Genomic DNA, 13,533 nt, shown 5'->3' with positions numbered 1-13,533 from the left:
ACTATTTTACCATGTTTCTTATTTTTTTCAATACCTACAGAGATATGATAAAAGCATCTCCAGCATTAAGCTAAAAAAATTCTTTGCTGGTTCTAGCTAACTCCATATCATTTAAATGGAATCACCATTCCAAATGGAATTTTTGACAATAACATAATCAACATGACGCAAACTGTCTAAATCTTTACCACCCGCGTAAGAAATGGACGATTGCAAATCTTGTTGCATTTCAGTCAGGGTGTCTGATAAATGGCCTTTTGTAGGCAGTAAGATTTTTTTACCTTCTACATTTTTATGCTCGCCTTTTTGATATTCTGACGCCGACCCATAATATTCTTTAAACGTTTCACCATCCACTTCTACTGTTTTTCCAGGACTTTCAATATGCCCTGCAAAAAGCGAACCAATCATGACCATACTCGCTCCAAAGCGGATGGATTTAGCGATATCACCATGTGTGCGAATCCCACCATCAGCAATGATAGGCTTACGAGCTGCCTTTGCGCACCAGCGCAGTGCTGCTAACTGCCAACCACCTGTACCGAAACCTGTTTTTACTTTAGTGATACAAACTTTTCCTGGGCCAATACCTACTTTAGTGGCATCAGCACCTGCGTTTTCGAGTTCTCGTACAGCTTCTGGCGTACCAACATTTCCAGCAATGACAAATGTTTCTGGTAATTCAGTTTTGATATGCTTAATCATATCAATAACACTGTTAGCATGACCATGAGCAATATCAATGGTAATAAACTCAGGAGCATCCTCTTTCAAAGAAGTCACAAATTCATATTCGTAAGCTTTAACCCCAACAGAGATTGATGCAATCAAGCCTTGTTCATGCATGCGTTTGATAAAAGGTTTGCGGCTATCTTCATCAAAACGATGCATAATATAAAAATAGCCCTCTTTTGCCAACTGCTCAGCAATTGTTTCATCAATAATTGTTTGCATATTTGCTGGGATAACTGGTAGCTTGAACTGGTATTTTCCGAGTGTTACACTTGTATCTGCTTGTGAACGACTAGTAATAATGCACTTGTTAGGAATCAGTTGAATATCTTCATAATCAAATACAGGGATGTCATTAAACATAAGTTTCTCCTCTTTTGACACAGATGAAAGAAAATAAGTCAGTTCTCATCTTCTTCCCCACGTCCTTTATACAAAATGACCTTCCTATGACCTCTGATGATTAGAGGCATCTCTAGGTAAAAACTTACCTTTCCTTTTATAGTTTATTCATTTGTTTATGTTTTGTCAAATTTAAATGCTACTTTCAATTTAAATGTTCGTTTTTTTCGTTTATGAATTGTTACTTATTGAACGTAAGAGATGAAAAAATGCCAGTCCTACGGACCAACATTTCTGTTTATTTCTGAATTAAGCCTGCTTTCAACAGATAATCTCGAGCGACCTTATTAGCATCTGCTCCTTTAACAGATACCTTGTAGTTCATGTCCTGCATCTCTTTTTCAGTAATTTTTCCCGCTAATTGATTAAGAATGCCTTTTAATTCTGAATGTTTTGCTAATAAGGAGGCTTTCATCAAAGGAGCTCCCTGATAAGGTGGAAACAACTGTTTATCATCTTTTAAAACTTTCAAATGGTATTTCGTAATTTCAGCATCCGTAGAGTAAGCATCTGTTACTTGGATATCTCCTGATTGAATAGCTTGATAACGCAAGGCTGGCTCCATCGTCGCCACAGATAGCTGTAACCCATATTGAGATTGCATCCCCTTATAGCCATCTGCTCTGTCCTTAAATTCCAGAGTAAAACCAGCCTTTAAAGTATCAGCATGCGCTTTTAAATCAGAAATGGTTTCAATCTGATATTCCTCTGCCAATTTTTCTGGCATAGCAACAGCATACGTATTTTGGTAAGCAAATGGCTTGAGGAGGGTCAGTTTATCTTGCTTAGCAATGCCTTTTTTAGCATCCTCATAGACCTGCTTAGGATCATTAGACAAAGGTGGTTTGTCACGTAAAAGACTTGATGTTATGGTTCCTGTAAATTCAGGATAGATATCAATATCTCCAGATTTAAGGGCTTCATATAAGAAGCTAGTTTTCCCAAAATTAGATTTCAACTCAACGCTTATATCTGATTGGTCTTCAATTAATTCCTTATAGAGATTAATCAGAATATCGGGCTCTGCTCCCAATTTACCGGCAATAACCACTGTATCTTTTCCTTTTGAAAACTGACTAAGCACCATAGGAGTATATGATGCCAACAAGGCAAGAAAGGTGATTCCAAAACTAATCATAATTCGTCGCAAGGAAGCTTTCTCAAGGTACTGTAACAAACTATTGAAAATAATAGCTAGCAGCGCTGAAGAAATAGCCCCTATCAGAATCAGGTTAGCATTATTACGATCAATCCCCAATAAGATGAAAGAGCCAAGTCCACCGGCTCCTATCAAGGAAGCTAAAGTAGCTGTGCCAATAATCATGACTGCTGACGTCCGCACACCTGACATAATGACAGGCATGGCAATTGGAATCTCAAATGTTTTCAAACGCTCCCATTTGGTCATCCCAAACGCTGTCCCTGCTTCCACGAGACTTGGGTCAATACCATTTAACCCTGTGATGGTGTTCTGTAAAATCGGAAAAATCGTATAGATAACTAAAGCTGTCACTGCAGGCAACGTTCCAATTCCCATTAAAGGGATGAAAAGACCAAGCAAAGCCAGTGAGGGAATGGTTTGAAAAACACCTGTTACCTGTAACATAATGTCTGACCAACGTTTGCTGCGACTGAGAAGAGCTGCTAAAGGCACGCCTATTAGCAAGGCGATCATAAGAGATAAAAGGGAAATTTGCAGGTGTTCCCCCAGAGCCGCCAGCCATTCATTAAAACGGTTTTGGAAAGTTACAAACAAACTAGGCATGCTCATCACCTCCAAATAAATTGGCCACAAAAGCATTAGCAGGGTGGGTCTTAATCATTTCTGGGCGATCCAGTTGCACAATTTCTCCCTCATTTAAAATAGCCACGCGGTCTCCTAATTTAATAGCCTCATCAATATCATGTGTCACAAATACAATCGTCATGTCAAACTCCTTGTGAAGACTCAACATTAACTCTTGCAATTGTTTACGTGAAATAGGATCTAAGGCTGAAAATGGTTCATCCATCAATAGAATTTTAGGATGAGAAATGATAGCACGTACAATACCAATACGTTGCTGTTCACCTCCCGATAAATCACTTGGGTAACGATCAAGATAATCTTTAGCAGGTAGGCCCACCTTATCCAATAATTCTTCAGTTTTTTGTCTAATTTCTTCAGCTGACCATTGCTTCATCTCAGGGATAATCGCAATATTTTCAGCTACTGTGAGATTGGGGAAAAGAGCAATTTGCTGCAACACGTATCCAATAGATAGCCTCATCTCACGTAAATCTAACTCTTTCTGTGGGACGTTATTCAGTAAAATATCTCCAGAGCTTGGTTCAATAAGGCAGTTAATCATTTTTAAAAGTGTGGTTTTCCCCGATCCGCTGGGACCAACCAGCACAAAAAATTCACGGTCATTAATTTGAAAGGTCTGCTCTTGCAAAACCTTTGTCTGACCAAAAGTTTTAGAAACATTATTAAAACGTATCATTATTTCTCCAATTCATTGGTTAAAGCAACAGCATAAAAGCTGATGAGTTCATTCAACCTGTCTCTCTGTCATTTTTTCTCAAAACGTTCTGAGTAACTACAAGGAATCACTGCATGCCCTACCATTTTTAGACAAACGCATCTACTAATTAAAGGGACTCTTAGGTATCCTCAGTAAGGTAGAAACTACCAATTCTCAAAAACATTTTCTCTCATTATTTTCTTGTCGTTTGTTGTTGACCATTATAAAAAGTTTCCCACTATAAGTCAAATAATGAGACTATTACCCCCTTATAGAAAAACAGGTCACTGTGTCAGCCTATCTCTCCAAAATTACCTTATCAAAAATCCTAGACTTGCCTATGATGATAGATAAGCAGATTAATTGTCTTTTCTAGAAAATACAGCTATCATACAATTATGAAAAATGCCATTTCCATTTTAGCGCTCTTAACACCTGAAAACCAACTTGAAGAGACGTTTATTAGAGAGCTTTCCCACCACTTCTCACACCTTTTTGAGGTGACTATTCTCACTAGCAAAGCCAACATTCAGTCAAATCAATTGTCGACTTTCCAAGGAATTTTCAGTTTCCATGAGCATGACATTGACTTGCCTACACTCTATTTCAAAACCTCTCAACATGGTCAGGGATTTTTAGTGACAGAAAGTGTATTTGATCAAGCAACAACAGTCTTATCGTTAAGCCAATACCTCACTAGATTTTACCAAAAATTTGATGGACATTTTTTAGAGTACCTTCCTTTGCAAGCAAGATTATCTGATGCAAATGGAAACATCATAGTCGATAATCATGCTTTTAATGGAAGTTTTTTGCCAACTACTGATAAAGAAATAGAAGATTGGATTCTTACTGAATTGCGTTTATCAGATAACCCTTGTAAAACTTTCCTACTTCCTTCGGGTTCATTGGATCATATTTACATGCAGCATTATCAAGCTCTTAAAAATCCTCAAGGTCAGCTGGTGGGAGTTTTGGATACCGTCCAAGACATTAAACCGTTATTAAGCCAGTATTTAGAAGAAACTGGACAAGCCATTGTTGGCTGGTCCGATGTGACATCAGGTCCTTCCATTTTAGATCACTAAACTTGATTTTAATAGGGAGTCCAGCCTAAATCATCAACGCACAAGAAGCAATCAAGAACACTTGGAAACATCAAAACCTTTCTTCTTGACTGCTTTTTTTGATGACTGAATCGGTAAGTCTCACTTATAAAGAATAAGCCATCCCAGTAAACCATTTTTCTAAAGATTATTATTCTTATGGACTCATCCCTTGCTAGTCACGAGTAACTGGTTGCGGTCCATAACTTTGCGACACTGGCATCAGCTCAATACGATTAACATTAACATGAGGGGGCTGATGAATCACCCATGATACGGTTGACGCAATATCTTGAGGTTGAATGGCATGTGCTCCTTGATAAATGGCCTTCACCCGTTCCTCATCACCATTAAAGCGGACCTTTGAAAATTCTGTCCCTTCACATAGACCGGGTTCAATATTGGTCACACGTATATGGCTACCTGCTAAATCAGCTCGTAAATTGAGTGAGAACTGCTTAACAAAAGCCTTGCTAGCCCCATAAATATTAGCTCCCGGATAGGGAATTGTCCCTGCGGTTGACCCTAAATTAATAATAATACCATCATCTTTGGAGACCATATTTGGTAATAATTGACGTGTGAGATAAATCAACCCAACAATATTGGTATTAATCATCGTCATCCAATTCTCAAAATCGGCTTCATAAGCCTTATCAAGTCCCAATGCCAAGCCTGCATTATTAACTAAAATAGTAATATCTTGCCACTGATTTGGTAGACTTGCCAAAGCATCATCAATCGCTTTGATATCTGTGACATCCATCTGCAAAGGGTAAAAGTTGTCTGACCCAAAGCTCGTTTCTAAGGCCTTGAGTTTCTCAAGACGACGAGCGGCACCAATAACCTTTATCCCATCTGCAATTAATTGTTCGACAATGGCTCTGCCAAAACCGGCTGAAGCCCCTGTTACTAAGGCAATATTTCCCATACTTTTCCTCACCTTCAAAAAAAACGAGATGGTCTGGCCAACTCGTTTTTAATAATGTCAATTAGTCTTAGGACAACTTCTAACACATCACTTAGCAGTTAGAATCCTATATCAAGGGGTCTTTTACCCTTGGCTTTCAATAGCTTGTGCTGCTGTAATAATAGCTAATTTGTAAATATCTTCAGCGCTTGAGCCACGAGATAAATCATTAACAGGTTTGTTCAATCCTTGTAAGATTGGTCCAATAGCATCAAACATTCCTAAACGTTGTGCAATTTTGTAACCAATATTTCCAGACTGCAAGTCAGGGAAAACGAAAGTATTAGCTTGACCAGCAACCGCTGAATCTGGTGCTTTGATAGCTGCTGTTTCAGGAACAAAGGCTGCATCAAATTGCAACTCGCCATCAAGTGCCAAATCAGGGTTCAACCCTTTAGCAATTTCTGTTGCTTCTCTTACCTTATCAACTTGAGGCGCCTTACCAGAACCTTTTGTTGAGAAGCTTAACATAGCAATTTTAGGATCAATATCAAAGATTTTAGCTGTTTCAGCTGTATTAACAGCGATTTCTGCCAATTCTTGTGCTGTTGGGTCAATATTGATAGCACAATCAGCAAACACGTAACGCTCGCTCGTATTTTCGCGGTTCATCAAGAAGACACCTGAAGTCCTTGAGATACCTGGTTTTGTTTTGATGATTTGAAGAGCTGGACGAACAGTGTCAGCTGTTGAATGAATAGCCCCTGATACCATTCCATCTGCTAATCCCATTTTAACCAACATAACACCAAAGTAATTAACATCACGAAGCATTTTATCGGCATCTTCAAGCGTTGCTTTTCCTTTACGGACCTCAACAAAAGCTTCTTTCATCTTTTCAAAGTCAGCATAGTCATTTGGATTAATGATAGTATAGTCTTGATCAGCAAAACCTAATTTTGTTAAAAGGCTGCGAACCTCTTCTGACTGTCCAAGGATAATCGGTTCTAAAAGTCCTTCAAATTTCAAACGAGCAGCTGCACGAACCACACGTTCATCATTTCCCTCTGGAAAAACAATTTTCATGTTTTTTCCAAGAATCTTTTCTCTTAAACCACCGAATAAACTACGAATACTCATTATTTATTAACCTCTATCTTTTTTTCTGTAAATCTATGATAACGCTCTCAAAGTCATCTGTCAAGTTTATTGCATGTCTACACTCATTTTCTGTAAACGGATCTTTAAAATTCAAGTAATGGCAATGTAAGGCCTGCCTTGTTATTCCTAGGTCCAAGCGACCCCCATAGAGATCATCCCCTAACAGAGGAAAACCAAGGTGGGCAAAATGAACCCTAATCTGGTGGGTACGTCCCGTATGCAATTTAATATCTACCAAGTGCACATTTTCTGGATAGCGAGCGACCACCTTGTAGCTGGTCTTAGCATATTTCCCCATGGGATCCACCGCTCGTGTAATGATACTATCTTTAGATCGCCCAATTGGTGCCACAATATCCCCTTCGTCGGGTAGAGCACCTTGACCAGAAACGAGGGCAAAATAACGTTTCTCAATGGCACGAGTTTGGAGCTGCTTATCTAATCTTGCATGAGCATAGCCATGCTTAGCAAATAACATCAATCCACTCGTATCTCTATCTAAACGAGTCACGATATGCACTTGTTGGTCGGGATAATTCTTTTTCACATAATATGCCTTGATAAAGTTGGCAATAGTATTGGAATGAATGGCACTCGGAATACTGGCAAAGCCAACGGGTTTATTAATGACTAGAAAATGATCATCTTCATAGACAATGTCCAAGTCAAAAGGAATCGCTTCCAGCTTTTCAAAAGGCTCTTCTTTTGGAATGTCAATAGTTACCACATCCCCAATATCTAATAAATAAATGGCATTCTGTTCGATACCATTTACTAATATATTACCACCCTTATATTTGATTTTCGCCAATAGTCCTTTGGAGACATCATGACTTTTTAACAGAGTTTTTACTTTTGTTCGTTTGTCTGCTACAAATTCAAATCTCATGAGTCAATCTCTCCAATAAAGGCATCCTTGACCCTTTCCCAAAAGCTCGTATGACTTGGAGATGAAACAAAATGAATTTTCTCATCGTCGATAAAATACTCCACTTTAGTGACATTTTTGAGCTGATAGGTTTTATTATCAATGGAAATGGTATAAATACCTAAGCGTTTCGGCACCAACTCAATCTTATCTTTTTTTGGAATAATGACTGATGAGCCCAAGGTTCTAAAGACACGATTATTAAGGCTAGAAATTTCCGTTAATTGGAGAGCTTCAATCGTCGGATGTAAGACAGCTCCTCCTAAGGATTTATTATATGCTGTACTTCCAGTAGGCGTTGATACAGAAATGCCATCACCTCTGAAGCTTTCAAATTTCACATGGTTGATGATAACATCTGCTACCATTGTCTTTTCGATGCGCTTGACTGTAGCCTCATTTAAGGCACGCGCTTTAATAACACGGCCATCATCCAAACTAATAACCACTGTCAGGATGGGATAGGAGATTTGCTCTCCTTTGTCTTTTCTTAAATTATCAATTAATTTATCAACTTCAAAATCACGATAATCGGTATAAAATCCCAGGTGACCTGTATGGATTCCTACAAAACGTACCTTATCTAATTCTTTTTCATACATGTGAAAGGCAGATAAGAGCATCCCATCCCCGCCAATAGAAATCACGATGTCTGGATTTTTCTTTGATAAGTAAAAATCAGGATCATCTTTAAATACGGCGAAAAGTTTAGAGGCAACGCGTTTGCTTTGATATTTGCCATTCGCAATAATGGCAACTCGCTTCACCTTATCTGTATAATTCATCTGTGTCATCACTATTTCCTACACCATCACTTAAATTTCGTGTCACGGGGTCAAACAATAATTGAGCCTCCCGAATATCTTCTCGAATTTTACGCATTTCTTCGTCTAATTCTAAGGCAATTTTTGCGGTCACTTCAAGTCGTTTTTTGATTTCTTCTGGGAAATCTCCGCCATATTTATAGTTCAACGAATGTTCAATCGTTGCCCAAAAATTCATCGCTAAAGTACGGATTTGAATTTCAGCTAGAACCTTTTTTTGACCTTCAATGGTATCAACAGGATACTCAACAACCACATGGTAAGACCTGTAGCCACTGGATTTCATATTGCGAATGTAATCTCGTTCATAGACAATTGTCATGTCTTGCCGCTGACGTAGCAAAGCTAAAACCTCTTCAACATCATCTACAAATTGCACCATAATACGGAGACCGGCAATATCTTGGATGTCTTGCGCTATATTTTCTTCAAGAACCCCACGCAGGACCATTTTTTCTTTGATGCTTTCAACTGATTTCACCCGTCCTGTTACAAACTCAATAGGGGAATAACGATTTTGCTTACGAAATTGCTTGCGAATACCACGCAATTTAATTTTTAATTCACCAACGGTTTGAATGTAAGGGTCTAAGAATTCTTCCCAATCTAAAGCCACCTGTTTTCTCCTTTCTTGTCAAAGCTAGGATATTAATATAAAATTGAAATAACAATTTATTATAGCACAAATTAAGTTTAAAAGGAATTTCCCATGACCAACCTAGAAATTGAATACAAAACCTTATTAACCAAAGATGAATACAATCGTCTCCTTTCTCAAATGAGTCATGTAGCTCCAGTGACACAGACTAATTATTACATCGACACCGAGGGGTTTGATTTAAAAGCTAATAAGATGTCACTGCGCATTCGTACCTTTACAAATAGTGCCGAACTAACCTTGAAAGTTCCTGAAAAAGTTGGTAACCGTGAATACAATCTCCCCCTTACTCTTGAGCAAGCAAAAGACATGATTAAGCATGGGCACTTGCCAGAGTCGCCAGCTCTTGACATAATCACTTCTATTGGGATTGATTTAGAGGCTCTTAAAACGTTTGGACATTTGACAACTATTCGGAGAGAAAGCGATACCCCAATTGGGAAAATGGCTTTGGATTACAATCAGTATGCCAATACTAAAGACTATGAATTAGAGTTAGAAGTTACTGATCCAATCAAAGGAAAAATCGATTTTGATCTTTTTTTAACCCAACATCAGATTGCCTTTAAGTATGCTAAAAGCAAAGTTGCGCGTTTTAGCAAAACCTTGAAGAATCCTAGAAATAGCAGATAAAAGCAACAGAAAGACTGAAATTTTTCTGTTTTTTTGTTAAAATAGTAATGTTAATGAATCACTTTGAATAAAACTTGGAATTTCTTCCTGTTTATTCTACTTGTTGAAATGAAGGAGCTAAATTTATCATGACTGAACGATATGCTGACAAGCAAATCAAACTGTTCTCACTCACATCAAATCTCCCGATTGCCGAGAAAATTTCGAAAGCATCTGGAATTCCTCTTGGGAAAATTTCTTCCCGCCAATTCTCTGATGGGGAAATTATGATTAACATTGAAGAAACAGTTCGTGGCGATGATCTTTACATCATTCAATCCACTAGTTTTCCTGTCAATGATAACCTTTGGGAATTACTCATCATGATTGATGCTTGTAAACGTGCTAGCGCCAACACTGTCAATATTGTTTTACCTTATTTTGGATACTCACGCCAAGATCGCGTAGCTAAATCTCGTGAACCTATCACAGCTAAATTAGTTGCTAACATGCTAACCAAAGCTGGTATTGACCGCGTTGTCACACTTGACTTGCATGCCGTTCAAGTACAGGGCTTCTTTGATATTCCAGTGGATAATCTTTTCACAGTGCCATTGTTTGCAGAGCATTACAGCCAACTTGGCTTGGCAGGTGCCGATACTGTTGTAGTGAGCCCAAAAAATTCTGGCATTAAACGTGCTAGAAGCTTAGCAGAGTATCTGGATTCTCCAATTGCTATTATTGACTACGCACAGGATGACTCAGAGCGTGAAGAGGGCTATGTTATCGGTGATGTTTCTGGTAAAAAAGCTATTTTGATTGATGATATTCTTAACACTGGAAAAACTTTTGCAGAAGCTGCTAAGATCCTTGAACGAGCAGGTGCAACTGACATTTACGCCGTTGCTAGTCACGGATTGTTTGCGGGTGGTGCTGCTGATGTTTTGGAAACTGCTCCGATTAAAGAAATTATCGTTACAGATTCTGTTAAGACCAAAAACCGTGTCCCAGAAAATGTCACTTACCTTAGTGCTAGCGACTTGATTGCAGAAGCAATCATCCGAATTCACGAAAGAAAACCATTGAGTCCTCTTTTCTCCTATAAACCCAAAGGTAAACATGACGCATGATTTATTTTGACAACGCTGCTACTACCCCACTTAGTCCCTCTGTCATCACAGTAATGACAGAGACGATGACAGATGTTTTTGGCAATCCTTCTAGTATTCACTCTTACGGACGCCAAGCAAGCAAAACTCTCAGAGAATCTCGCCAAACAATCGCCAATCTCTTAGACGTTAATGCTCGCCACATTACTTTCACTTCTGGGGGGACAGAAAGCAACAATACAGCTATTAAAGGCTACGCCTTGGCTAATCAAAATAAGGGTAAGCACCTCATCACAACTGCTATTGAGCACCATTCTGTTCTTCACACTATGGCCTATCTTGAAGACCGATTTGGATTCGAGGTGACTTATTTGCCTTGCCAAAATGGAACAATTGATTTGGCTGACGTTAAAAAGGCGCTCCGAGATGATACGATTTTAGTAAGTATGATGTATGCTAATAATGAAACAGGTGATGTCTTACCTATTCAAGAGATTGGAAACCTCCTTAGAGACCATCAAGCGGTTTTTCACGTAGATGCTGTACAAGCTATCGGAAAATTTGATATTTTTCCTGAGCAGTTGGGGATTGATTTCTTATCAGCGTCTGCTCATAAATTTCACGGTCCTAAGGGGATTGGATTCCTTTATAGTAGAGGAATGATTATGGACTCCCTGCTTCATGGGGGAGAACAAGAACATAAACGCAGAGCTAGCACTGAAAACTTACCAGGCATTGTGGGGATGGCACAAGCTCTAAAAGATGCTTTAACTAACTGTCTGTCAGCAACCAATCATATCACTTCTTTACGAGATCACTTGTTGGAACAACTAGAGGGACTCTCTTATTACCTTAATCAAGGCTCAAGCTCTCTTCCACAGGTGATTAACATTGGCTTTCCTGGCTATCAAAATGGAGTCCTACTAACCCAACTTGACTTAGCTGGTTTTGCAGTGTCGACAGGATCTGCTTGTACAGCTGGAACCGTTGAGCCAAGTCATGTACTTGCAGCTTACTATGGCAAAGAGTCTCATCGCCTAACAGAATCCATTCGCATCAGCCTGTCAGATCAAAATACTTTCGAAGAAGTCACTCAATTGGCTCAAGCCTTACGAAAAATTCTAGGAGAATCAGATGGCATTTGAAAAAGAAATTACTTTAGAAGACTGTAACTATCGTTACCAAATCAGTCCAACTGTCAAAAAATACACTTTAAGAGACACTACTTTTACACAAACCAAGGTGGGGCATTATCAGTTAACCCGCTTGTTAGAAAAAGTTCCTAATTCAGGAGAAGGTTTTCCTTTAAAAATTACGATAAATAAAGAACTCGATGGTTTTAAACTCGCTATTACGGATCAATCTGGTCTTAGGTTAGTTAATATTTTTAAATCTGAAGATAATAAAATTCTTCAAGACAAGTTTTATTTCCTTATGGATAGCCTTGTCGAACGTGATATTTTTAGTAAAACAAAAGTCTAAGCTAATCAATTGTATTTCTCTTCCCAACGTACTATAATGGTGCTATCAAAAAGGGAGGTAACAGACAATGATTGACATTAGCTATTTAAACAATAACAAACAGGAAAAGCAGATTTCCTACGCTAGTTATGATGACTATAAACAGGCGCAATTAGCTTGTCAAATTGCTATTGCAGATTATTTCCCTGTTAACAAGGTAATGGTAGATGGCCAGCAACTAGATTATAAGGGACAGTTTGGTAACCTCTACTTTTTCCTTGAGCAACAAGGCCTTCACTAAAATAGCAAAGCTAAGAAGTTTTTTCTTAGCTTTTTTTATCTTCTTATAAACCAGTTACGGTTTCTATGAAAGGAAATCTTTCACAAAATAATGAACAAAACGTTGCATTTTTCACAAACTTTCTGTTACAATAAAGAAAGATAAATGTAATGACAATTCTATAAGGAGTTAAACAGTGGTTATTGATAAATCTATTCCAAAAGCGACCGCAAAACGCTTATCACTCTATTACCGCATTTTCAAACGTTTTCATGCTGATCAGGTTGAAAAAGCAAGCTCTAAACAAATTGCAGATGCTATGGGCATTGATTCGGCAACTGTTCGTCGAGATTTTTCTTATTTTGGAGAATTAGGACGTCGTGGCTTTGGTTATGATGTCACCAAATTAATGAATTTCTTTGCTGATTTACTTAACGATCACTCTACTACTAACGTGATTTTAGTTGGATGTGGTAACATTGGTCGCGCACTCTTACACTACCGTTTCCATGACCGTAATAAAATGCAGATTGCAATGGGATTTGATACTGATGATAACCCTCTTGTAGGGACCAAGACCACTGATGGTATTCCAATTTATGGGATTTCAACCATCAAAGACCGACTTGACAATACTGATATTGAAACGGCTATCTTAACTGTGCCAAGTATCTATGCTCAAGAAGTATCCGAACAACTCATTGAAGCTGGTATTAAAGGGATTCTAAGTTTCGCTCCTGTCCATTTACAGGTTCCAAAAGGTGTGATTGTCCAATCCGTTGATTTAACTAGCGAATTGCAAACCCTTCTCTATTTTATGAATCAAAACCATCTTGACTAAGG

The 13,533-nt window shown here is 38.4% G+C and carries 15 protein-coding genes; 7 read left to right on the top strand and 8 right to left on the bottom strand.

Features of this window, described 5'->3' with window-relative positions; all coding sequences use genetic code 11:
* Window positions 1–111 precede the first annotated feature (111 nt).
* The 3 genes from guaC to ACYTR8_RS03475 form a co-directional block, all read right to left on the bottom strand.
* A complete protein-coding gene (guaC, locus tag ACYTR8_RS03485; RefSeq protein WP_053308356.1) occupies window positions 112–1,095 on the bottom strand; it encodes a GMP reductase in 984 nt (327 codons plus the stop codon).
* Window positions 1,096–1,372: 277 nt separating this feature from the next.
* Window positions 1,373–2,899: an ABC transporter permease/substrate-binding protein gene (locus ACYTR8_RS03480; RefSeq protein WP_479641673.1), complete on the bottom strand. Its 1,527-nt coding sequence runs from the start codon at window positions 2,897–2,899 to the stop codon at window positions 1,373–1,375.
* A complete protein-coding gene (locus tag ACYTR8_RS03475) occupies window positions 2,892–3,620 on the bottom strand; it encodes an ABC transporter ATP-binding protein (RefSeq protein ID WP_003054030.1) in 729 nt (242 codons plus the stop codon). The genes ACYTR8_RS03480 and ACYTR8_RS03475 overlap by 8 nt, the downstream gene beginning before the upstream one ends.
* A gap of 419 nt (window positions 3,621–4,039) precedes the next feature.
* Here ACYTR8_RS03475 and ACYTR8_RS03470 point away from each other — a divergent pair, with 419 nt between their 5' ends.
* Window positions 4,040–4,729, top strand: coding sequence for a multidrug transporter (locus tag ACYTR8_RS03470; RefSeq protein WP_269760080.1), 690 nt, complete (start codon window positions 4,040–4,042; stop codon window positions 4,727–4,729).
* A 193-nt stretch (window positions 4,730–4,922) separates the two neighbouring features.
* Here the strand turns inward: ACYTR8_RS03470 and ACYTR8_RS03465 are convergent, their stop codons facing one another.
* From ACYTR8_RS03465 to yjbM, 5 genes are all read right to left on the bottom strand, one after another.
* Window positions 4,923–5,678, bottom strand: coding sequence for an SDR family NAD(P)-dependent oxidoreductase (locus tag ACYTR8_RS03465; RefSeq protein WP_111716283.1), 756 nt, complete (start codon window positions 5,676–5,678; stop codon window positions 4,923–4,925).
* A gap of 123 nt (window positions 5,679–5,801) precedes the next feature.
* Entirely contained in the window at window positions 5,802–6,797 is a 996-nt protein-coding gene (pta, locus tag ACYTR8_RS03460; RefSeq protein ID WP_003054038.1) for a phosphate acetyltransferase, read from the bottom strand.
* Between the two features lie 13 nt (window positions 6,798–6,810).
* A complete protein-coding gene (locus ACYTR8_RS03455; RefSeq protein WP_015016956.1) occupies window positions 6,811–7,707 on the bottom strand; it encodes an RluA family pseudouridine synthase in 897 nt (298 codons plus the stop codon).
* Window positions 7,704–8,540, bottom strand: a complete 837-nt coding sequence (locus ACYTR8_RS03450) for an NAD kinase (protein WP_003054026.1) — start codon at window positions 8,538–8,540, stop codon at window positions 7,704–7,706. Before ACYTR8_RS03450 ends, ACYTR8_RS03455 begins: the two co-directional genes overlap by 4 nt.
* On the bottom strand, window positions 8,515–9,186 hold the full coding sequence (yjbM, locus tag ACYTR8_RS03445) for a GTP diphosphokinase (RefSeq protein WP_003054043.1): 672 nt from the start codon (window positions 9,184–9,186) through the stop codon (window positions 8,515–8,517). Before yjbM ends, ACYTR8_RS03450 begins: the two co-directional genes overlap by 26 nt.
* A 93-nt stretch (window positions 9,187–9,279) precedes the next feature.
* Between yjbM and ACYTR8_RS03440 the strand changes: the two genes are divergently transcribed.
* The 6 genes from ACYTR8_RS03440 to ACYTR8_RS03415 all read left to right on the top strand — a co-directional run bounded on the left by ACYTR8_RS03440 (window position 9,280) and on the right by ACYTR8_RS03415 (window position 13,531).
* On the top strand, window positions 9,280–9,861 hold the full coding sequence (locus ACYTR8_RS03440; protein WP_479641672.1) for a CYTH domain-containing protein: 582 nt from the start codon (window positions 9,280–9,282) through the stop codon (window positions 9,859–9,861).
* 128 nt (window positions 9,862–9,989) lie between these two features.
* Window positions 9,990–10,970 (top strand): ribose-phosphate diphosphokinase, encoded by a 981-nt coding sequence (locus ACYTR8_RS03435; protein ID WP_111716278.1) that lies wholly within the window; start codon window positions 9,990–9,992, stop codon window positions 10,968–10,970.
* A complete protein-coding gene (locus tag ACYTR8_RS03430) occupies window positions 10,967–12,094 on the top strand; it encodes a cysteine desulfurase family protein (RefSeq protein ID WP_269760083.1) in 1,128 nt (375 codons plus the stop codon). The genes ACYTR8_RS03435 and ACYTR8_RS03430 overlap by 4 nt, the downstream gene beginning before the upstream one ends.
* Window positions 12,084–12,431, top strand: coding sequence for a DUF1831 domain-containing protein (locus ACYTR8_RS03425; protein WP_269760084.1), 348 nt, complete (start codon window positions 12,084–12,086; stop codon window positions 12,429–12,431). The genes ACYTR8_RS03430 and ACYTR8_RS03425 overlap by 11 nt, the downstream gene beginning before the upstream one ends.
* A gap of 67 nt (window positions 12,432–12,498) precedes the next feature.
* Window positions 12,499–12,711 carry a DUF4649 family protein gene (locus tag ACYTR8_RS03420; RefSeq protein ID WP_269760085.1) on the top strand — a complete coding sequence of 71 codons (213 nt, stop codon included), beginning with the start codon at window positions 12,499–12,501 and terminating at the stop codon, window positions 12,709–12,711.
* 175 nt (window positions 12,712–12,886) lie between these two features.
* Window positions 12,887–13,531 carry a redox-sensing transcriptional repressor Rex gene (locus ACYTR8_RS03415; RefSeq protein ID WP_003054034.1) on the top strand — a complete coding sequence of 215 codons (645 nt, stop codon included), beginning with the start codon at window positions 12,887–12,889 and terminating at the stop codon, window positions 13,529–13,531.
* Window positions 13,532–13,533 lie beyond the last annotated feature (2 nt).

It is taken from the genome of Streptococcus sp. F2 (assembly GCF_056500955.1).
Note: the sequence above shows the minus strand (reverse complement) of the source record. Positions and strands in the feature narration are given on the sequence as shown.

Bases quoted from the DNA above. Each gene is read 5' to 3' on its own strand.
- ACYTR8_RS03440 (WP_479641672.1), top strand. From the start codon at position 9,280: ATGACCAACCTAGAAATTGAATACAAAACCTTATTAACCAAAGATGAA.
- ACYTR8_RS03455 (WP_015016956.1), bottom strand. From the start codon at position 7,707: ATGAGATTTGAATTTGTAGCAGACAAACGAACAAAAGTAAAAACTCTG.
- ACYTR8_RS03480 (WP_479641673.1), bottom strand. From the start codon at position 2,899: ATGCCTAGTTTGTTTGTAACTTTCCAAAACCGTTTTAATGAATGGCTG.
- ACYTR8_RS03435 (WP_111716278.1), top strand. From the start codon at position 9,990: ATGACTGAACGATATGCTGACAAGCAAATCAAACTGTTCTCACTCACA.
- ACYTR8_RS03465 (WP_111716283.1), bottom strand. From the start codon at position 5,678: ATGGGAAATATTGCCTTAGTAACAGGGGCTTCAGCCGGTTTTGGCAGA.
- ACYTR8_RS03420 (WP_269760085.1), top strand. From the start codon at position 12,499: ATGATTGACATTAGCTATTTAAACAATAACAAACAGGAAAAGCAGATT.
- ACYTR8_RS03425 (WP_269760084.1), top strand. From the start codon at position 12,084: ATGGCATTTGAAAAAGAAATTACTTTAGAAGACTGTAACTATCGTTAC.
- ACYTR8_RS03450 (WP_003054026.1), bottom strand. From the start codon at position 8,540: ATGACACAGATGAATTATACAGATAAGGTGAAGCGAGTTGCCATTATT.
- pta (WP_003054038.1), bottom strand. From the start codon at position 6,797: ATGAGTATTCGTAGTTTATTCGGTGGTTTAAGAGAAAAGATTCTTGGA.
- ACYTR8_RS03470 (WP_269760080.1), top strand. From the start codon at position 4,040: ATGAAAAATGCCATTTCCATTTTAGCGCTCTTAACACCTGAAAACCAA.
- ACYTR8_RS03430 (WP_269760083.1), top strand. From the start codon at position 10,967: ATGATTTATTTTGACAACGCTGCTACTACCCCACTTAGTCCCTCTGTC.
- ACYTR8_RS03475 (WP_003054030.1), bottom strand. From the start codon at position 3,620: ATGATACGTTTTAATAATGTTTCTAAAACTTTTGGTCAGACAAAGGTT.
- guaC (WP_053308356.1), bottom strand. From the start codon at position 1,095: ATGTTTAATGACATCCCTGTATTTGATTATGAAGATATTCAACTGATT.